Source organism: Pseudarthrobacter sp. PvP004 (genome assembly GCF_017876035.1).
GTDB lineage: Bacteria > Actinomycetota > Actinomycetes > Actinomycetales > Micrococcaceae > Arthrobacter > Arthrobacter aurescens_A.
In genome coordinates, this window is sequence record NZ_JAGINL010000001.1 from 4,837,318 (window position 1) to 4,856,572 (window position 19,255).

At 62.1% G+C, this 19,255-nt stretch carries 22 protein-coding genes; 7 read left to right on the forward strand and 15 right to left on the reverse strand.

From position 1 onward, the window contains the following. Positions 1–38: 38 nt before the first annotated feature. Positions 39–683 carry a hypothetical protein gene (locus J3A64_RS22195; RefSeq protein ID WP_210065951.1) on the reverse strand — a complete coding sequence of 215 codons (645 nt, stop codon included), beginning with the start codon at positions 681–683 and terminating at the stop codon, positions 39–41. 101 nt (positions 684–784) lie between these two features. Continuing rightward, positions 785–1,057 carry a hypothetical protein gene (locus J3A64_RS24150; RefSeq protein ID WP_083773662.1) on the reverse strand — a complete coding sequence of 91 codons (273 nt, stop codon included), beginning with the start codon at positions 1,055–1,057 and terminating at the stop codon, positions 785–787. Between the two features lie 317 nt (positions 1,058–1,374). On the opposite strand from J3A64_RS24150, the gene J3A64_RS24155 reads away from it, so the two are divergent. After that, on the forward strand, positions 1,375–1,914 hold the full coding sequence (locus J3A64_RS24155; protein ID WP_143711655.1) for a hypothetical protein: 540 nt from the start codon (positions 1,375–1,377) through the stop codon (positions 1,912–1,914). 184 nt (positions 1,915–2,098) lie between these two features. Here J3A64_RS24155 and J3A64_RS22210 read toward each other — a convergent pair whose 3' ends face one another. Continuing rightward, positions 2,099–2,596, reverse strand: coding sequence for an NUDIX domain-containing protein (locus J3A64_RS22210; protein WP_043806326.1), 498 nt, complete (start codon positions 2,594–2,596; stop codon positions 2,099–2,101). A 364-nt stretch (positions 2,597–2,960) separates the two neighbouring features. On the opposite strand from J3A64_RS22210, the gene J3A64_RS22215 reads away from it, so the two are divergent. Beyond that, entirely contained in the window at positions 2,961–4,211 is a 1,251-nt protein-coding gene (locus tag J3A64_RS22215) for a hypothetical protein (protein ID WP_286176442.1), read from the forward strand. Positions 4,212–4,304: 93 nt separating this feature from the next. Here J3A64_RS22215 and J3A64_RS22220 read toward each other — a convergent pair whose 3' ends face one another. The 4 genes from J3A64_RS22220 to J3A64_RS22235 all read right to left on the reverse strand — a co-directional run bounded on the left by J3A64_RS22220 (position 4,305) and on the right by J3A64_RS22235 (position 6,403). After that, the gene (locus tag J3A64_RS22220) at positions 4,305–4,493 is read right to left on the reverse strand and encodes a hypothetical protein (protein ID WP_162486098.1); all 189 of its coding nucleotides are present in this window, start codon (positions 4,491–4,493) and stop codon (positions 4,305–4,307) included. Then, positions 4,487–5,593, reverse strand: a complete 1,107-nt coding sequence (locus J3A64_RS22225) for a glycosyltransferase family 2 protein (protein ID WP_011776071.1) — start codon at positions 5,591–5,593, stop codon at positions 4,487–4,489. Before J3A64_RS22225 ends, J3A64_RS22220 begins: the two co-directional genes overlap by 7 nt. Positions 5,594–5,889: 296 nt before the next feature. Further along, complete coding sequence (locus J3A64_RS22230) at positions 5,890–6,060, reverse strand: hypothetical protein (protein WP_178994140.1); 171 nt, start codon at positions 6,058–6,060, stop codon at positions 5,890–5,892. Between the two features lie 220 nt (positions 6,061–6,280). Then, positions 6,281–6,403, reverse strand: a complete 123-nt coding sequence (locus tag J3A64_RS22235; RefSeq protein WP_286139800.1) for a hypothetical protein — start codon at positions 6,401–6,403, stop codon at positions 6,281–6,283. Positions 6,404–6,705: 302 nt separating this feature from the next. On the opposite strand from J3A64_RS22235, the gene J3A64_RS22240 reads away from it, so the two are divergent. Continuing rightward, entirely contained in the window at positions 6,706–8,733 is a 2,028-nt protein-coding gene (locus tag J3A64_RS22240; protein WP_286176443.1) for a rhamnogalacturonan lyase, read from the forward strand. A 115-nt stretch (positions 8,734–8,848) separates the two neighbouring features. Here the strand turns inward: J3A64_RS22240 and J3A64_RS22245 are convergent, their stop codons facing one another. The 4 genes from J3A64_RS22245 to J3A64_RS22260 all read right to left on the reverse strand — a co-directional run bounded on the left by J3A64_RS22245 (position 8,849) and on the right by J3A64_RS22260 (position 12,861). Next, a complete protein-coding gene (locus tag J3A64_RS22245) occupies positions 8,849–9,541 on the reverse strand; it encodes an SRPBCC family protein (protein ID WP_014922738.1) in 693 nt (230 codons plus the stop codon). Between the two features lie 206 nt (positions 9,542–9,747). Beyond that, positions 9,748–10,980: an amidohydrolase family protein gene (locus J3A64_RS22250; protein WP_210065953.1), complete on the reverse strand. Its 1,233-nt coding sequence runs from the start codon at positions 10,978–10,980 to the stop codon at positions 9,748–9,750. 1 nt (position 10,981) lies between these two features. Then, positions 10,982–11,467 (reverse strand): GAF domain-containing protein, encoded by a 486-nt coding sequence (locus J3A64_RS22255; RefSeq protein ID WP_014922736.1) that lies wholly within the window; start codon positions 11,465–11,467, stop codon positions 10,982–10,984. Positions 11,468–11,472: 5 nt separating this feature from the next. Next, positions 11,473–12,861, reverse strand: a complete 1,389-nt coding sequence (locus J3A64_RS22260; RefSeq protein WP_210065955.1) for an MFS transporter — start codon at positions 12,859–12,861, stop codon at positions 11,473–11,475. A 108-nt stretch (positions 12,862–12,969) separates the two neighbouring features. On the opposite strand from J3A64_RS22260, the gene J3A64_RS22265 reads away from it, so the two are divergent. From J3A64_RS22265 to J3A64_RS22280, 4 genes are all read left to right on the forward strand, one after another. Then, the gene (locus tag J3A64_RS22265; protein WP_014922735.1) at positions 12,970–13,848 is read left to right on the forward strand and encodes a MurR/RpiR family transcriptional regulator; all 879 of its coding nucleotides are present in this window, start codon (positions 12,970–12,972) and stop codon (positions 13,846–13,848) included. A gap of 69 nt (positions 13,849–13,917) precedes the next feature. After that, positions 13,918–14,280 (forward strand): helix-turn-helix transcriptional regulator, encoded by a 363-nt coding sequence (locus J3A64_RS22270; protein WP_011776049.1) that lies wholly within the window; start codon positions 13,918–13,920, stop codon positions 14,278–14,280. After that, a complete protein-coding gene (locus J3A64_RS22275) occupies positions 14,277–14,774 on the forward strand; it encodes an SRPBCC domain-containing protein (RefSeq protein WP_014922734.1) in 498 nt (165 codons plus the stop codon). The genes J3A64_RS22270 and J3A64_RS22275 overlap by 4 nt, the downstream gene beginning before the upstream one ends. A 101-nt stretch (positions 14,775–14,875) precedes the next feature. Further along, positions 14,876–15,454 (forward strand): adenylate kinase, encoded by a 579-nt coding sequence (locus J3A64_RS22280; protein WP_014922733.1) that lies wholly within the window; start codon positions 14,876–14,878, stop codon positions 15,452–15,454. 26 nt (positions 15,455–15,480) lie between these two features. Here the strand turns inward: J3A64_RS22280 and J3A64_RS22285 are convergent, their stop codons facing one another. The 4 genes from J3A64_RS22285 to J3A64_RS22300 form a co-directional block, all read right to left on the reverse strand. Further along, complete coding sequence (locus tag J3A64_RS22285) at positions 15,481–16,239, reverse strand: glycosyltransferase family 2 protein (protein WP_014922732.1); 759 nt, start codon at positions 16,237–16,239, stop codon at positions 15,481–15,483. A gap of 2 nt (positions 16,240–16,241) precedes the next feature. Continuing rightward, positions 16,242–17,606, reverse strand: coding sequence for a bifunctional PIG-L family deacetylase/class I SAM-dependent methyltransferase (locus J3A64_RS22290; RefSeq protein WP_210065957.1), 1,365 nt, complete (start codon positions 17,604–17,606; stop codon positions 16,242–16,244). Next, positions 17,600–18,685, reverse strand: coding sequence for an acyl-CoA dehydrogenase family protein (locus J3A64_RS22295; protein WP_210065959.1), 1,086 nt, complete (start codon positions 18,683–18,685; stop codon positions 17,600–17,602). The genes J3A64_RS22290 and J3A64_RS22295 overlap by 7 nt, the downstream gene beginning before the upstream one ends. A 103-nt stretch (positions 18,686–18,788) precedes the next feature. After that, positions 18,789–19,166, reverse strand: a complete 378-nt coding sequence (locus tag J3A64_RS22300) for a VCBS repeat-containing protein (protein ID WP_210065961.1) — start codon at positions 19,164–19,166, stop codon at positions 18,789–18,791. Between the last annotated feature and the right edge of the window lie 89 nt (positions 19,167–19,255).

Sequence of the window (19,255 nt, forward strand, 5' to 3'; positions counted from 1 at the left end):
GGTGCGGTGGTACTGCAGGTCGTTCGGCGTGTTCCTTCTTACCCGCCGAAGAGCTTTCGGCCGATCTTTGCGAAGACACCCGGTTCCTTGGATGGGTCAATGATCTCCGGTTCGACGGAGAAGTCGGTGCCGTTTTCGGTGACGGGAAGGCGTTTGTTGTCCCACTCGACGGTATTCAATTGAGGGTTGTAGATAGGGGGTGTGACGCTTTCGGCGCGGAACACTGTCCACATCCACTGCGGTATGTTGTCCAGCGTTCTCGGGAACGCTTTGAGGTCCTGGAACAGAGTCAGTGCGTCCGCCGGACGATCCGGGATGGTTGTTTCCTGGGCGGGTCTGAGGACCTCAGCGTCGAAGGTTTCGAGTTTGCCCTCGGAGTCGGGGTAGAGGTAGACCTTGCAGCTCGTCCATGTTCCAACGCCCGGGACATACGAGCTACGACGGATATCTTTGAGCCAGTAGTCCATGGATTCGACCGAGAAATCTTGGAAACTATGGATGAACCCCCATACACCGTTCTGGAGGATATCCTCTGTTCGTCGACTCCAGGCTTGGTGAATGATGGTATGGCTGATGATTGCTTCTGCTCCGAACCCCAGACCACCTTGGGCGAAGGCCTCAGTCCGCAGCCTTTGGAGGCCGTTATCCACTTCGACCCCAGAAATCCGCGTTCCTGTCATCATTCGAATGCCTCCTCAGAAAGTGGAAGGTTGGAGAAATATTCTGAACTATTCTCTCCGGAGTCGAACCAGTGAGTGACTTTCAATTCTTCCGGCAGCCCGGGTTATGGTCCTGGGATGGCTTCTACCTTTAGGTGTAAGCCTAGGGGTTGTCCTGTGTCGACGCGGTGGAGGGCCTTGGTCATGAGGTCTCTTTCGAGTTGGAAGAACGCCAGGGTGTTGGCGGATACGTTGGGGGTTCCGTGGCCTCTGTTTTGGAACATGAGTTGGGCCAGGACGTTGGCGCCTTCGCCTGGCCCTGCGAAGAGGGACGCGATGAGGTGGCCGCCGTCGTGGCCGAATCCCCCGACACGGCGGCGGCGAGTATTTGTTGCCACGCGCTGCGGTTGATGTCGCCTTTGAGTAGTCCGGTGATGTGTGCTTCGACGCTCTTGGGCTTGGCGAAGTCATCGGTGATGATCGTGAAGTGGTTCTCCAGGCCGCCGTCAGTTTTCGCGACCACGTTGTAGGTGACGTTGGGCATCCGCTTGCCGTTCAGGGTCGCTCTCGGGATGGCAGGGGCACTGTAACGTTGCCCGCCGGTGAGGCCGCTTAGTTCCGTGGCGCAGGTGGCGTCGGAGTCGAGGATCGCTTGGGCCAGGGCGCTGGCCTTGTCCATGGTCTCGCGGTGCCGGTCCACGATGGTCCGTTGTGCGTGCCAGTCATCGTTGCCGCCGATGACCTCGTCCAGAGCCCGGACGTCGGCCCGGAGGGCGTTGATGCGTTGTTTCAGTTCCCTGGCCCGGTCCGCGTACGCGGCCAGGACCGAGGCGGCGTTACTGGTCAGGTTGACCAGATCCTGGGAACGGGCGAACACGGGATTGAACCCGGCCAGGACCTGCCCGGCTTCGGGGGCCTCGTACGCCCCGGAAAGACCTGCCCAGGTCCTGGCGGCGTCGTTGACCCCGGAATGGACGTCGTTCCCGGAGACTGCCAGCGCCCGCGCCCGGGTCTGGAGGGCGTCGGGGTCCGGCAGCGGCGGGAGCCCATCAACACTGATCCCGGACGCGCCCGGACCGGCAGCACAGACATCTGCGAAATCCGCGCTCATGGGACGGCGCATGTGGTTAGGTCCGCGGACGTTCGGGCGGACCGGTCAATGGCAGCCATGGATTCTCCCCAATCGAAGTGCTCGGTCGGGCCAAACGATAACCACGGAAAACGGGCTCTAGGTGCTCCAAAAGCCCACCCCTAGTCCCATTCGCGCCAAATTAGGTGGTGAAAACACCAACCCCTAGTCCTGAATGGAACTGTCTAGGTGTTGAACGGGGCGGGTTGAAATGAGCACAAAAATTAGCCATGGACGGGGGCACATAGTGGCAGCCGACGACGACGGGTGGCCGATTTTGAAGGAGCCCGCGGCCGAGGTGGGCGTCGCTTCAGTCCTGCGTGCCGCCGTCGTTGTCCATCTCACCAAGGTGCCGGACCAATGCGTCCACAATGGGCAGCTGCCCTTTGACGAGCTTGGTCCGGGCCACGGTTTCCTCAACCCATCGGGCGTCGTCGATCTCAGGGAAGTCCTTAACGGCACCGGAGCCCTTGGGCCATTCCATGGGAAAGGTGTTGCTGACAATTTGCTGGGGTTGGAAGTCGCTGGCTTCGGCCGCGAACGCAGTGATGAGTTTACCGGAGGGCTGCCGGAAAACACCTAATAATTCGTAACTGGCCGTCGGCGGTGGGGTGCCGATTTCTTCGGTAAATTCCCGTTTCGCAGCCGCCAAAGCGTCCTCGTCTTCGGGGAATTCTCCCTTGGGAATCGACCAGGCGTGGTCATCTTTGCGGGCCCAGAAGGGTCCGCCCATGTGGGCTATCCATAGCTCCAATTTCCCGGCCGTGTTTCGTCGGTGAAGGAGGATGCCGGCGCTGCGAATGCTGATGTGCCCTCCCGGGTTTTGGTGATGCCCGCAAAATTCTCGGTCACGTCAAGGCTACTCGTGGAGTGGGTGCCGTTATCCAATTGATGTCGCATAAATGATTCTGCTTGGTCGTTTTGCTTCCGACAGGGCCCTTGCTACTTGATAATCGAGGACAGGCGTTCCTCGGGGGTGGAACGTGGTTGCGGTCACCGGTAACAGCCGGTGACGGTTCTGGGCGCATCAGCAGGAGGAAACAGCTATGGCATTTTCAGTGAGGCTCCTTCCACATGGGGGACGAAAAGCAATGGGGTTGGCCGTGGTCGTCGCGGTCGGTTTATCGATGTTCACAGGAATAGGCCCTTCGCATGCGGCGGACACCACGCCCATGGCTGAGGACCCTGGCCCGGTGGGTAGCTTCGCGTGGAAAGGGTTCAACTGGCAAAAGCGCTTTTGGGGCGGGGCGCCCATGTATAACGCGAGCTGGGATGCCAACAATGTGAGTAATCCGGACGCCAACGGGTACGTCAAACTTTCCATCAGCAACCCCACGGGGTCGGCGCCGAAGGGTGCGGAGTTCCAGTCCACGCGTGAAGGTTTCGGGTATGGCACTTACAGCACCACGGTGGAAAAGGATGTCAGCTCCCTTCAGAAGGAAGTGGTGTGGGGCTGCCTGTTCACCTACGACCCCAATGCGGTGCCTGGTTATACGGAAATCGACCTTTGTGAAGCCTCTGCCTGGGGTGGGGGCGCAGCCTACGGCGAAGACTGGCCCGTGACCCAAGGGCATGGGTATTGGTTTGACGCCACACTGCCGCCTGGGCAGGGAAACAACACCGTCACTTTTGACGTCACCAATGCCCCGATTCTCACCCACAGGATGGTCTGGGAACCGGGCAAGCTGACCTATGAGACGTTTGCGGGGGAAGGCTACGACGGCACACTGCTCAAGAGAACCGTTTTGGAGGGTTCCACGGTCCCGCTTCCCGCTAAGGAACAAATTCACTTCAATCTCTGGGTAACCGGCGGTGGAGGCGGAGATGCCGCACACGTGGCTCCTGAAACAGTCACCATCCGGGACTTCTCCTTTGTTCCCGCCAACCAGGGTCAGCTCACAGCACCAACACCCACCATCTCAGGCACGGCAGCCGTCGGCTCAACGTTGACCGCCGCGCCGGGAACCTGGACCACCGGCACCGCCCTGGGCTATCAGTGGTTCCGGAACGGCACGGCAATTGTCGGTGCAACCAGCGCCACCAGGGTCCTTGCCGCCGCGGATCAGGGCACCAGCCTGACGGTCCGCGTCACGGGAACCAAGGCCGGCTACGCAACTGCCGTCAGGGAGTCTGCTCCGACAGCGACAGTAGTAGCCGGGACTTTGGTAGCGCCCACCCCGATTATCACGGGAACGCCGACAGTGGGATCAACGCTTACGGCCAATCCTGGTACATGGACATCCGGGTCCACCTTGACGTATCAGTGGCTTCGCTCGGGTGTGGCAATCCCCGGGGCCACGGCCCGTTCCTACAAGCTGGTGAGTGCTGACCAGGCTGACGCAATGAGCGTGCGGGTTACCGGCACCAAAGTCGGCTACACCACGGTGGTCAAGTTCTCGGCCAGCACGGCCTTGGTGCAGTAGGCCAGTACGGCGAATACAACAAACCCGCAATTGTGTCGCGCTGGAGGTAGCGACACAACTGCGGGTTCGTTGCCTCATCTGGTTTTTCCGTGCCTACTTTTGTGCCCGGACCGGAACGATCCTCTTAACGGCAAGTCCGAGAGCCAGCATGGCAAAGGCAGCCAGCGCGAACCAGAAGAGGTCTCCGGCTCCAGTCAATGCAAGCGTTCCTGAGCCCATCCCGGCTGCTACTGCCCCTGACACCGGGGCTACGGGGTTGTTGTACATGAGTCGGTTTACCAAACTTTCTTTCTGTTGAGTGCTGCATCCAGGTACGCCTTGGCGTGGACAGCCTGGAGGAAGATATCGATGACGGTTTCGTACATGGTTGCGGCCAGGAGCATGTACCTCCAGCCCCGGAAACGCACAGTAACTATGCGTTCCAGGATGAAAATGCCGGTGACGGTAATCCAGAAGGGTTGAAGGTTCAGGCCCATACCGGAAATCAACGCGAACAGGAGGGAACCGAAGTAGGCCAGTGTCACGAGGACACCGATCATGGAAAGAAACTGGCGTCCCCAGTAAGGCCTTGTTACCTTGGTCCATCCGTATTGCACGCAGTTCTCCACCGCGCCGCGCTTCCAACGCAGCCGCTGTGACCACAGTTCACGCCAGGTGGGCATGACTTCCGTGACCAGTGTGCAGTTGGATGGAGACGCGATGCGGTAGCCCAGGGTCAACAGGGCAAAAGAGAGTTCGTTGTCCTCGGTCAGCACCGAGGTGTCATAGACGCCGCCGTTGCCGTTTCCGGGAGGGAGCTCGCCCTTCAACCGGGCGGCCACGACGTCCCGCAAAGTCTTGACGCGGAAAAGGGCCGCCGTGCCGGTGACTACCAGGCACTTGCCGTGAAGTCGCTTCACATCCCGTGCGTAGCGGGCGTATTCGTTGCGCTGCAGGTGGCCCACAAAGCCGCCTCCCGGACCACCGCTGAACACTCCGCCAACAGCGCCGAGCAGTTCGTCAGCCAGCAGGTTCTTGGTGGCGTTTTCGATGAAGTCGAGGGCAAGTTGCGAGTCGGCGTCTTGGACCAGGACCAAGTCCTCTGGGTCGGCATCAGGGAGGAGCTCGCTGAGGGCGAAGTTCAGGGCACCGGCTTTCTTGTCCTTGTTTCCCACGGTGCGCATAACTTCGGCGCCCTGAGCCAGGGCAAGCTCTTCAGTGTCATCGGTGCAGTTATCTGCCACCACGATCACACGGTCCGGGCGATGAGTCTGGTTTTTCAAGGAGAGCAGCGTCTCGGTGATTCCGGCAGACTCATTGTGTGCCGGAACCAGGACGGTGACCACCCCGCCTGCCGCGCGGTGGGATCGTCGCGGCCTGGCAGCCGTGATTTCCGTGAGCATTGTGATCCCTCCGTTCGTGCGTTGACGCGTTGACTCACTAAGAGTTCCAACGCGAACGCAAGATCAGGGGAGGGAAACCGTCAAGGAAAACTCAAGGTTTGCTCAGGACTTTCCATAAGGCGTCACGAATCGGGTTCGAGGACCACTGGTGCACAAAAGGAACCCGGACTTGTTCGAATCTCCCGCCGTACAAGATGGGGGGGAGGCAAACAACTGCGGGAGATGCGCGCGCTTAAACGCAAGAGGACGACGTCGGGAGGTCCCGGCGTCGTCCTCTTGCGTAGTGCTTGAGCTGCTTAGCGGTTCAGGCTGACCGTGAAGGTTTTCGGTCCGCTCAGGGTGACTGCGATTCCGCAATTTTCGGCGGCAGCGCGGTGTGAGAGGGACTCGATGGCGGCATCGATGGTGTGGTCGATTGCCGACTTGTCCCAGATTTTCAGCGTGATGGAGTCAGTATGTGTCGTCATTGTCAGTACTTTCACTCAGGCCGTTGACAGCCCCAAGCTTCTTCGCAGGGGCCGCATCCTCGTCGGTGAGGATTGCTGATTCAGCTTGTATGGGAACGAATTCCCTCATTCATGGTTCATGCTGCCCACCACGGTTGACAAGTAAATCCGGCTAAGTGTGACCGATTACACGTTCCTCATGACTCCGTGTAACCCGTGACTCCGTCCCCGCCTCAGCGACTCAAGCGGCGGGCAGCAAGTCCAGTGTGTAGACCACCAGCTGCACCTTGGGTGCGGGCCGTTCCTTCTCACGGTCGGGCCGGCGGACGTAGCCCAGACGCCGCAAGTCCAGCGGTTTGTACATTCCTCGGACAGCCTCCTGGATTCGAGTCCAGGTCAGGAGCGATTCAGCCGGTGGCCTTCGCCAATCTGACGATTATGGCCCCACAAATCCGCAAATTTCCTAACGAAGCCGGACAGTCATTTCCTGTCAAACCCTTGACCGGGCGCTTGAGGCACTGGTAAACCTTGTGAGCGGAAAGCGCTTTCTGGCATCGTTCAGCCACCTCCCACTCTTTAGGCGTGGCTCTACTTGACGCGTGTGTGAAACGTTCCAAACATGGGAGCGGCAGACCCACTGCCGCCCTGCATCAAAGGAGATGTTCTTTGGCTTACCCCTCGAAATGTTCCTACCGCAGTACCCGTAGCCGTGCATGGAAGGCCGTCCCCCTGGCAGCCTCGGCGTCACTCGCCGCTGCAGCCATAGCGCTGACGGGCGTCCCGCTGGCTCAAGCAGCGCCCGCCCAACTCGCGCCGGCAGCGCAAACCGGACTCCCCGGCGTCGTGCCTGCCGCGAAGGAAGCCTCCGCCCTCAAGCGGCAAGTGGAGAACCTGGACCGGGCTCCGGTGGCTGTCCTGACTGATCAAGGCGTCACTGTGAGCTGGCGTATGCTCGGCCTGGACAAGGACAGCATCGGCTTCCAAGTCCTGCGCGACGGCGTCAATATCACCCCGGAACCCATCCGAAATGCCACGATGTTCGTGGACGCGGATGGCACCGCCGAATCCAGCTACGTCATCAAAACCGTCGGCAACGGGCAGGGGCAGGACAAACTGACCCAAGCGGTAACGCCGCTCGCGCAGAACTACCTGGCCATCAAGCTGGACAAGCCCGCCGACGGAGTTACCCCTGACGGGAAGCCGTACACGTACTCCGCCAACGACGCCACAGTGGCGGACCTCGACGGCGACGGGAAGTACGAGGTCATCCAAACGTGGTCGCCATCCAACGCCAAGGACAACTCCCAATCCGGTTACACCGGAAATGTCTACGTGGACGCCTACACGCTGGACGGCACCAAGCTGTGGCGCATCGACCTGGGCCGAAACATCCGCGCCGGCGCTCACTACACGCAGGTTCTGGCCTACGACTTCGACGGCGACGGCAAGGCTGAAGTCTCCCTCAAGACAGCCGATGGCACCCGCGATGCTGCAGGAGCGGTGATTGGAAACGCCGACGCCGACTTCCGCAACAGTGCCGGCTACGTTCTGTCCGGTCCCGAATTCCTGACAGTCTTCAAGGGCGAGACGGGCACCATCATGGACACTGTGGCCTACGAGCCCCCGCGCGGCGCTGTCACTGGCTGGGGTGACAACTACGGAAACCGCGTAGACCGTTTCCTGGCCGGCGTGGCTTACCTCGACGGCGAGCACCCGTCCATGATGTTCAGCCGTGGCTACTACACGCGCACCGTCCTGGTCACGTACGACCTCGTCAACGGCAAGCTCGTGAAGCGCTGGACCTTCGATTCAAACCTCGCCGGCGATGAATACAAGGGGCAGGGCAACCACAACCTGTCCGTGGCCGACGTGGACCAGGACGGCAAGGACGAGTTCGTCTTCGGCTCCATGACCATTGATGACAACGGCCAGCCGCTTTACAACACCAAGCTCGGCCACGGCGATGCCATCCACACCAGCGACCTTGATCCGTCCAGGCCCGGGCTGGAGACGTTCGCCGTCCACGAGAGTATGAGCCAGAGCGGCAACCGCGGAGCAACCTTCCGCGACGCCGCAACCGGTGAAGTCCTGTGGAGCATCCCCGCCGCCAGGGACACCGGTCGCGGTGCGGCAGGCGACATCGATCCCCGCTACGCCGGGGCTGAAGGATGGGCCGTAGGAGGTACGGCTGCCTGGGATTCGCCCATTGGCCAGTTGGTATCGGCCAAGGGCGAGCTGATCGCCGAGAAGATCCCGGCCGCGAACTTCCTGGCATGGTGGGACGGTGACCTGCTCCGCGAAGTGGTGGACCACGACTACGACGCAACCTTGTCCCGCGGCGTGCCCACCATCTCCAAGTGGAACTGGGAAACCGAGTCCAGCGATCGGCTGCTGACGGCTGAGGGTGCACGCAGCAACAACACCACCAAGGGCAACCCGTCGATCCAGGCAGACATCCTGGGCGACTGGCGCGAAGAGATCGCCTGGCCGTCCACAGACAGCACTGAGTTGCGGATCTACACCACCACCGCACCCACCGAGGTTCGCCTCCGGACCCTGATGCATGACACGGTCTACCGCACAGCTGTGGCACGGGAAAACGTGGCCTACAACCAGCCCCCGCACCCGAGCTTCTTCATTGGTGAGGGCATGCAGGCTCCGGCGATTCCCGCCGTCGTCTACACGGGTAAGTAGCGTACACGGGGAAGCAACCGGCTCCCTGTAAGGGAAGTCCCTGCAACACGAGACTGCTCACCAAGAGAATGCCGCCCGGGTCGCTTGACCCGGGCGGCATTTCGGTGCGTAGGGCTTACCGCTGTCCTGGCAGCCCGCCCAGCGGTGGGATGAAGCCTTCGCCGCGGCCCTCATCTGCCTTTCGCTCAGCTGCGCTGCGGGTGTCGCTGTCAGCAGTTTCGTCGGAGTCGCCCTCCAGGTCCACCAAGCCGTTGGTTTGGTCGAACACGTGCGTTGCGGGGTCGATCACCGGCGTTGAATCCGAGGCTGCGCTGGCGCCCGTGGCGGCAGCAGCTCCCGTCGTCGGGGTAGCGGTAGTCGCGGTCCCAGGAGCCGGAGTTGCGGCTTCGGGCGCCTGCTTTTCGATGTACTCCTTGAACTTCTTCAAGTCTGACTCAGCCTGCCTTTCAACAATGTGCAACTTGTCGCCCAGGAACTCGAGGACGCCGTGCGGTTCGTATTCCAAGGACAGATGCAGGGATGTCTGGCTGGGGCCGGCTTCCTTGAAGTCAACCCAGCCGGCATTCTTGGCACCTTCCACGGCGGCCCATGCCACCGCGCGGTCAAGGTCCTGCTGAACGATCTTGGCTTCCCAGCGGCGATGGACGCCTGCAATTTCGGCCACCCACTCCAGCCGGTCTTCGCTGAGCCGCGTTACGCGTTCCACTCCGCCCATGAAGTGCGGAAACTCCTCGAACTTGGTCCACTGCCTGTAGGCCGTACTAACCGGAACGTTGACCATGATTGTCTTGTTTACTTTCGTGGTCACGATATCCTCCTCCTGCTCGACTCGGTATTGATCAGCATGCTTACATTATCGAGCTTTTTGGAGGGTAATAACAGGCCCGATCAGCCCCAACGCTCTCTCACATAACGGCCCCTTCCGCCCAACGCTCTATCACCTGGTGAGAGAGCGTCGGCGGAAATGGCGCGTTATGTGAGAGAGCGTCGGGAGGGACTGCGCCCGGCCGGGCACTAGGAGATCACCCGGCCATCCTGAATCAGGTACTCAAGATGCTCGGAAATGTCGGCCAGCACCGAGATGTCAGCCACCGGGTCGGCGCCCAGGACCAGCATGTCGGCATCTGCGCCAGGTGCGATCACGCCAAGTTCACCTTCGCGCTCAAGCAGCAGGGCCGCCGTCGTGGTTGCGGAGCGGATGGCGTCAATAGCCGGTTGGACCTTGCCGAGCAGCCTGAACTGTTCATTTTGATGGCGATGCATTCCGCCCAGGAGGTCCGAGCCGAAGGCCATTTTCACCCCGGCTTGGTGGGCGCGGGCAATTGCTTCGAGTCCGCTGGTGAGGACGGAATCCACCTTGGCCCACATTTCCTCCGTGAGCCCGAACTCCTTGCCCTCTTCCTTTAGCGCCCAATACGTGACCAGTGTGGGCACCAGGAAGGCGTCCTTTTCCAGGAACAGCTTCAGGCTCTGGTCGTCCAGGAGATTGCCGTGTTCGATCGAGCGGACACCGGCTTCAAGGGCGCGGTTGATGGCGCGGGCGGTGTAGGCGTGGGCGGCAACGTAGCGGTTGGCGGCCTGGGCTTCCTCCACCGCGGCGCGCATCTCTTCCATGGAGTACTGGGTGGAGTCGATGCGATCCGTGGGGGAGGAGACGCCGCCGGACGCCATGATCTTGATGTGGTGGGCGCCCTTGCGGATCTCGTCGCGAGCGGCGGCGCGGACCGCGTCCACGCCATCGGCTACGCGCCCGATGCCGCAGCATCCACGGCCGTTGGGGTCATGGTCTTCGCCGGGCAGGCGCATGTCGCCGTGACCGCCGGTCTGGCTGAGCGCGTGTCCGCAGAAATGGATTTTCGGACCCTCAAGCAGGCCCTCTCCTTGAGCCATGGCCAGCCCGAAATCGGCGCCGGAGAGATCGCGGACAGTCGTGAAGCCGCGACGCAGCATCTGCCCCATGATCCGTGCCGTCTGCGCGTAAACATAGGACGCCGGCGTGTAGGTCAGTGAACGGAAGTCGGCGCTGGATGCGACCACGTGGACGTGGGCATCGATCAGGCCGGGGATGACGAACTTGCCGGTGCCGTCGATCACCCGCGCGCCGGCTGGCGCCTCGGCGTTCGGACCGACGCTGCTGATCTTGCCGTCAACGCTTACGACGTCGGCGGTGGAGTAGGTGCCGGCCTCAACGTCCAGGACACTTGCGTTGCGGATGACCAACGGGGTGGTTTCTGGGGTGGTGCTCACGTTAAACGGTGTCCTTCGCGGGTGCTTCGGGGGATTCGGTGGGATGGGCCTCAAAGGCCTGGACGAGTGCAGACAGGTTCGCATTGATGACGTCGACGGCGGTTTCCACACTTTGCTGCGTGTACTTGCCTTCCGCGTCCAAGAGGGCGAGGACGCCCACGACGTTGTGCTGTTGGTCGAGGACGGGCACGTTGATGACGGCGCCGCAGCCGAGCTGCTGAATAAGTTGGGAGTCGGAGAAGACTTCCCGGAGGGCTTCCAGATCGGGGGCAAGGAAAGGCTTCTTGTCCTCGATGACTGTCCCCAACCAGCCGGGGGAGATCTCCACCGTTTTCTCGCCGCCCACAGGGTATTCGGCCGGGTGGCTGGTGAAGAGCCGCTTGAGGCTGGAACGCTGCGGGATCCACTGCAGGGCAGTAAACAGAATGACTCCTGGTTTCTGCTGCATGGCCCGGAAGGTTTGTTGAAACACTGCGTCTGTGATCATCGCGCTCACTTACTTCCTGCCGCTGCCGGATCATGCTCGGCACGGGCGTTGATGTCCTCCAGTGACTTGCCCGCGGTGGAGGCACCGAAGATCACGACGCCAAGGACACCGATGGTCAGAACCACTGTGGTCATGGTGAACACTCCACCGAAGCCAAGGGATGCAGCGAAGATGCCGATGATGGACGGGGCCAGGATGCTGCCGATGCGGCCTACCGCGCTGGCCAGGCCGACACCCGTGGCGCGCATCCATGTGGGGAAGAGCTCCGGAGTGTACGCGTAAACACCGGCGTAGGTGCCATTCAGGAAGAAGGACAACGTTGCGGCTGCCACCAGGATCATGCCGGAGTCGTTGGATTGGCTCAGCCAGAAAGCGCTGATCGCCGATCCCGCCAAGTACAGGGCGATGGTGTTCTTGCGGTCAATCCGGTCACACAACCACGCGGCGGAGAAGTAGCCGGGGATCTGCGCCAGGTAAATGAGGATCGAGAACTCGAAGCTCTTGGTGATGGTGATGCCCCGGCCTACAAGAAGGGTGGGAATCCAGGAGAAGAAGCCGTAGTAGGAGAACGTGATGACAAACCAGATCAACCAGATCACCGCAGTGCGGCGGCGCATTGCCTTGGACCACATGAACTTGAGGGCGTTCCATATGCTGATCTTCTGCTCGTGCTTGGTGATCTCTTCCTCCGCGGCCGGCAGGGGTGAGAGTGGTTTGCCGGTTGCCTTCACAACGCTCTGCTCAAAGCGATCCACCACTTCCGTGGCCTCGGCTATGCGGCCACGGCTGATGAGATACCGCGGTGATTCCGGCAAGCTGCGTCGCCACCACAGGAGGAGAAGGATGGGGATGGCGGTGATGACCTGCGCCCAGCGCCAGCCGTCCTCGCCCAGCGGGACAACAAAGCGGCCAATGAGGGCGGCGCCAACGAATCCGAAGGAGAAGAACCCGGCCAATGTTCCGATGAACCAGCCGCGACGCTTCGGGGGAATGAACTCGGACAGGAACGGCGCGATGATCACGCTTTCAGCGCCTGCGCCCAAACCTGCAAAGATCCGTGCAATCAGGAAGATTTCGAAGTTGGGGGCCATGGCCGCCACCACTGACATGAGGCAGTAGAAGGCCAGGGCCCAGAGCATGACCTTCTTGCGGCCAAAGCGGTCGCCCATCCAACCGGCCAGGATCGCGCCGAAGAAGAAGCCGAACGGGGCCGCCGAGCCAACCAATCCGAGGCTGGCGGTGTTGAGGCCCCACAGTTCCTGGATGCGCGGGAGCAGGAATGCGACCACTGCCCCGTCCATACCGTCGAACGAGTAGCCGAGGCCTCCGATGAGGAGAAGCTTGTAGTGTGGTCGACTGAGAACCAGACGATCCAAGCGTGCTGTAAGAGACATGGTGGTTCCTGCCAAAGTGGGCCAAGTTGTACATTTTGAGGAATATGCACAAGTCTGTGCAGAAGCGATGTATCGAAGTTACGGCCAAAGTGTGAGGTAGGTCAATAGGTGGAAGAAGATTTCGACTCGTCAACGTTGACCGAGTGGCTGGACAGCCGCGTCCAGGGGCGTAAGCTCGCGGCGCGCCAAATGCAGGTGATTGGCATCCTCCGTTCACAGCCCCGGCTTGCGTCCTACGGCTCTGTCAGTGACATCGCCGCCGTGGCCGCATCGAACGCTTCCACCGTGACCAGAACCGCGCAAACACTGGGATTCAAGGGCTGGGCGGACTTCCAGTTTGAGCTCCGGTCGCGGTTCCTGGCATCGCTCAGCGCAGTGGAAGTTGCGGCCGAACACAACGGCCACGTGAGTAGTCCTGCGCAGGCTGCGGTGTCCACTGACCGGGCTAATTTGGCCCATTTTGAGCGCACATTGGACGCCGAAACCCTGCACAATATTGCGAAGGCGATCGCCGGTGCGCGGCAGACCTTCATAGTGGCAGCAGGAAGCTACGCCATCCCTGGCAAGGCCCTGGAGCACAACGCGATCATCGCCGGGTACAACGTCCGGCTCCTTGATGCCGATGTCGCAGCCCTCACCAATGCCATTGCACGGCTCGGTGCAGAGGATCTGGTCATAGCCATCAGTCTCTGGCGGGTTTACGACAGCACCATGCGGGCCGTCGAGATCGCCCACAATCTGGGCACGCCTATCGTTTCCATCACCGACAGCGCGGGCTCGCCCGTTGCGGTGCATGCCGACCACAGGATTGTGGTGCCCACGGAGGGTGCCGGCTTCTTCCCGTCCCTAACAGGTGCGGTGGCCGCGGTCCAGGCGATCGCCGTCGAGCTTGCCTCCCTCGATCGCGAGAGATCCAACCAGAACATCGCCGCCTCGGAGCGGACCTGGGACCAGATGCGCATCATGCATCCACGGTCCACGTCCTAGCTTCGCCAGCGAAATGTCGCTTCGGAAACCCGTTGACACCATTCAGCGTCGGAGATATCGTACAACCAAATGGTTGTAGATCAGCTCCGCAGAAGTCTCTCTGACGACGAAACAGACCGCCTGTTCCAAGCACTGGCCGATGCCACGCGCAGGGACATCGTGGCCAGAGTGACGGCTGGAGAGTACTCCGTCTCCGGACTGGCTGCGCTCTACACCATGAGTTTCGCGGCCGTGCAGAAACATGTTGCGGTCCTGGAACGGGCCTCCCTGGTGACCAAGGAGAAGCGTGGGAGGGAGCAGATTGTGCGGGGGAACCATGAGGGGCTGCAAAAAGCCCGGCATCTGTTGGACCAACTTGAACTGATCTGGCGGCAACGTGCCAGCCGGATCGCGGACATACTCGCCGAAGACGATGAAAGGGATCTGCCATGACTGTTGTCAGCGTAGACAAGGATGTTGAGGCCCTGAGCTTCAGCATTGTTGCTGAATTCGATGCCGACGTGAAGCGCGTCTGGGCTATCTGGGAGGACCCCCGGCAGCTGGAACGCTGGTGGGGACCGCCCACCTGGCCGGCAACTTTTGAGACCCACGAGTTTACCGTCGGGGGAAAGGCCGCCTATTACATGACCGGCCCGGACGGCACCAAAGCCCGCGGCTGGTGGCAGTTCACCACCATCGACGCCCCGGACCACCTCGAGTTTGACGACGGTTTCGCGGACGAGCACGGCGCACCCGTGGAAGAACTGGGTGTCACCCATGCCACCGTGAAGCTGGAGCCCTTGGAAAACCGGACACGAATGACCATCACCTCCACCTTTGAGTCCGAAGAGCAGATGCAAAAGATGGCCGAGATGGGAATGGAAGAAGGAATGCGCGAGGCGATCGAGCAGATCGACGCCGTGCTTTCGGAACCGGCCAACGCCTGACTGCTGAACCACACGCAAAAAGATGCCGACGACGGCGGGTGCCTCCCGCCGTCGTCGGCGTATGGTTAAGTCCCGGCTGCCTCTCGGAACGGACCAGTGTCATGGCGCGAATGATCATCATGGGCCCTCCTGGTTCCGGCAAGGGCACGCAAGCCGAGCACATCGCACGGCGTTTCGGCATCCCGGCCATCTCCACCGGGGACCTGTTCCGTGCGCACGTCCGGGACAAAACCGAATTGGGCGTAGAGGCCAGCGGGTACATGGATCACGGAGAATTCGTGCCTGACCACGTCACCACAGCCATGCTCCGGCGGCGGCTCGAGGAAGAGGACGCCAGCGAAGGGTTTCTGTTGGACGGCTACCCGCGGACGGTCATCCAGATAGGCGCGCTGGACGAGATGCTCGCTGACCGCCAGCAGACCTTGGAGGTAGTTCTCGAGCTGACGGCACCGGACCATGAGTTGGTGTCCCGGATGCTGCTCCGAGCGCAGGAGCAAGGGCGTGCCGATGACACCGAACCGGTGATCCAACGCCGGCTGGAGCTGTATCGGGCCGAGACGCAGCCGGTGCTGACGGCGTACTCTCAGCGCGGGATTCTGCTCACGGTTGACGGATCCGGCGAGCGGGAAACCATCACGAAGGCCGCGGTCGCCGCGTTGGAGGGAGCGCTGGCGGGTTAGCCGGCAAGTGCTGGCCGCTGGCAGGGTTAGCCACTTGCAGGATTTGGGAGCCCGGCAGTCGGAAGCTCCGCTGCGAGGGAGCGAAGATACGCGGCGAATCCTTCCGGCGCGCGGGCATATGTCCGGCCCGAGGTCACAACACGGATAGTGTCCGTGGCGGTGACTGCGAAACCGTGGCGGCGGAGCCGTTCCACCAGGACGCGGTCCTCGTGGGCGCGGAGCCCAGGGAAGCCGCCCGCACTGAGATAGGCCGAAGCGCGGATGCCCAGATTGGCACCGTAGATGTGCTGGTGGTCCTCCCGGAAGGGGTGGAGTTCCAGCCATCGTCGATGAATGGCCGGGTCCATGTCCGCCGGGTCGGGCTCCACGGATCCAAGGATGGCGTCCGCTCCCATGGCGGCCAGTTCCACTTGCCGTGTCAGCCAATGTGGCGGGACGGCCGAATCGGCATCGGTGGTGGCAAGCCAGATACTCGCGGTCCCGTCAACATCAAGGCATTCCAGTGCGGTGCGGAAACCCAGGTCACGGCAGGCACCCGTGCTCCGCAGCTCCACGTCCACCACGCTGAAGCGCGCGTCGCCGGCAACATGCGCGGCGGTGATCTCAGCCGAGTTGTCGGTGCAATGGTCCAGAACCACCACGATCTTGACTGCCATGTCCCGGTAGTCCCGCTGCAGCACGTCCGCTGCAGCCTTCAGCGCGAGCAGGGCTTTGCCGATGTGCTGGTCCTCGTTGTGGGCGGGCATCACTACCGCCACGCTCTTGATCTCCCGCTGTCCAGGCATGGCTATTGCGTCCCGTCCGGGGCAAGAAGAACCTCCAGCATGAAGTCCTTCTCGCGGTAGAGTCCGTGCGTTGGCCAGCCGAGTTGGCTGCGGGCCATCGCATGGACGCCGTCGGCATCCAGCTGCCAGCCGGAGATGGGGTGCCGCCAATGGCACAGGAGCAACGTGCCGCCGGGCCGGGTGGACGCTTCAATCCGAGCCAGTAATTCGCCGAGCTCATCCGGTGAGAGGTAGTAGCCCGTCTCGGACAACACCACCAGATCAAATGTTCCCTCAGGCCACTCGCCGGGCATGGTCAGGTGCCGGGTATGCGCACCCGGAATTCGTGAAAGCCGCTCAGCTGCCTGGGCGAGTGCTGCGCTGCTGGCGTCCACTCCCAGGAACCGCTGGCAGCGCTGCGCGAGCTCCTCACTGAGGGTGCCGATGGAGCAACCCAGTTCCAGGCCGGATGCATACGATTCCTCCGGGAGGGCTGCAAGCGTCAGCGCTCGCTTGCGTCGCTCGTACCAGCTGGTGGTGTAGCTCCAAGGGTCATCTGCTCCGGCATGAACCTCATCAAAGATGCGCTCCGCGTCCGCGGCGCTGTTGGTGCCGGCCTTGGAAGGATGCCAAGCGAAGGTTTCCCATGGCCTGGCGAAGTGTTCCAGGAAAGTGTCCGAAAGGAGTGTCTCATCACCGGGCTGATCGGAAAGCGGCTCCGTTTGCGAGGCATGGGCGCCCATGGCCTTCGTCTTGGCCCGTTGCTGCTCCGGGCTAAGCGGCACCCGTACCCACGACTCCCACGTCGCGTCTTCCGAACCGGCCCATAACCAGTACCAGATGGGGTATTCCAAGAGACCGTGGCCGCCCTGCATCGCGACCTCCGCGGCGACGGCGCCAAGAGTGTCATGGTCCGTGTGCCCGTCGTGGCGGTAGGGGGCCACGATTGTCACTTCCTCGTCAGGCCGCCCGATCTCGGCAATCGTGGCCCGTATGGCGTCGGCAACGCTCTCCGCGCTGGCCGCCAATTTCCCGTCCGGGAGCTCCAAGAAGCGCCACGTGGCGTTGGGAGCCAGCCCGGACACTGCCGTTCCGAACTCCCTGAGCCTGACAGCGGCAAGCTGTTCCGGCGTCGTGGTTTGCGAGTCCGGGTGCGACGCTTCGCCTGCCGTGCACAGCAGAACCTCCACTGCCGCTCCGGCGGCATGAAGTTTGGCCAGGAAGCCGCCGGCACCCAGGGTTTCGTCGTCAGGGTGCGCGGCCAGCACCACAAAGGCCGTGGCCGCGAGCTCTTCTGCGCTCAGCGGCAGCTCCGGCAACGCCGCAACGCCGCTGGTAGCCCATTCCGACTCCGACGTGCCGGTGTCCGTGTGCGAGAAAGCTACCATCCGCGGTCCCCTTTCAGAGCCAGTGCACCCAGTTGGGCATCGTCCCGCATGGCGTGATGCTGCCTGATGTACAGAGACAGGTCCGCCATGCGCTTGCCATACGCTTCGTCGAAAGCCAGCGGCCCGGGGCCCAGGTTCTGCGTCACCAAGGTTTGGACACGCTCGACGGCGGCGGCAACAGTTCCGCGGACACGGAGGGCCTCGCTCCAAGCGCTCGGGCTGCCCTCGTCAGAGCCCTCCAGCTCGCCGGCGTCGATGCGTTCAGCTGTCTGTGCGAGGTAGCTGGTGGTTGAGCTGATGATCCGGTCAATTTCGCCTAAGTGAGCCAGTGCCACTTGGTCGGGTTCGCGACCGTTGGCCGCGGCCTTGGAAAGTGCGGTGGCATAATCGCGAGCCACTGCGATGGCGCCGCCGAACCAACAGGCAGCCACACCCATCCCACCCCAAGCGAAGCCCGGACGCTTGAAATACCAGCTTCCTTGTGTCACGGGCTGTGCCGCGACTTGGTCAAAGTGGACTGTTCCGCTGGGGATTTCCTTCAGCCCCCGGCTGGTCCACACTGGCGTTTCGCAGGAGACCCCTGCGTCCTTCAGGTTCACGGCGAAGGCAGACCTGCTGCCGTCTTCTGCGTGGGCGGTGATCACGGCGCCGTCCAGCTGCGCGGCGAGTGAGCACCACGGCTTGGATCCGTTGAGGACGTAGGAGCCGTCAGCGGTGCGCTTGGCCTCGAGCTTCATTCCGGGGCCTTCCGCTGCGAAGACTCCCCATGTTCCTTCGTGTTCGCCGTCAGCCCCGGCTTGAACTCCGGCTTGGGCGAGGATCGCGAGAGCGTCGAGGTGCGGTTCGAGTACCCGCCCGGCGGCGACGTCCACGGCTGTCACGGAGGCCAACAGTTCCCACAGCTTGGCGGTGTTTCCCTCGCCTGGCTTTGGGGCAGTCCGTCCGATGTCCTCGGCTATGGTCAGCAAAGTAGGCACGTCGCCCACTGATGCCCGCACTTTTTCGAGCACGGGTTCCAGTGCTTGCAGCTGCGCGGGTTCGGAACTGAGGCGTACGGGCTGGGCTTCGGAATAGCTCATGATGCCAAGCCTAAACTAAGGAACCTTAGGTTATGTGTGCGTAAACCAAACGAACGACGGCGGGAGGTTCCCGCCGTCGTTCGCTTTGCTTTGTTTTGCGGTGCTAGATGATCAGGTTCATGGCGTTCCAGCCGGAGCCGACCAGGCCGCGGGGGAGCCAGCCTCTTTGGCCGTTGCTGGGGTAGAGCCAGAGGGCACCCCCAGCGTCGCGGGCCAGGAGGTCCACGTTGCCGTCGCTGTTGAAGTCACCGGGGCCCACGATTGCGGTCATGGCGTTCCAGCCGTTACCCACTGTGCCAGGACCAAAGAAACCGGCAGAGGTGCCGCAGGGATACGGCGTGGCGTAACCGGTGTACAAACGCAAGGACCCGGCTCCGGAAGTGGACGACGGCGGGAGGTCCCACCCGGAGCCGACAGCCGCGGGGGAGCTCCAGGCCCCAACGTGCGCCACCCCCGCCAAAGTTCCCATTGGTCCCAACATGAAGCGCACCTTCACAGCTTTTGTCACGCTTGTCACATCTTGTTGTCATTAACGGTGACAAGTTCCGTAGCTTGGAAGGGTCAGCAGTC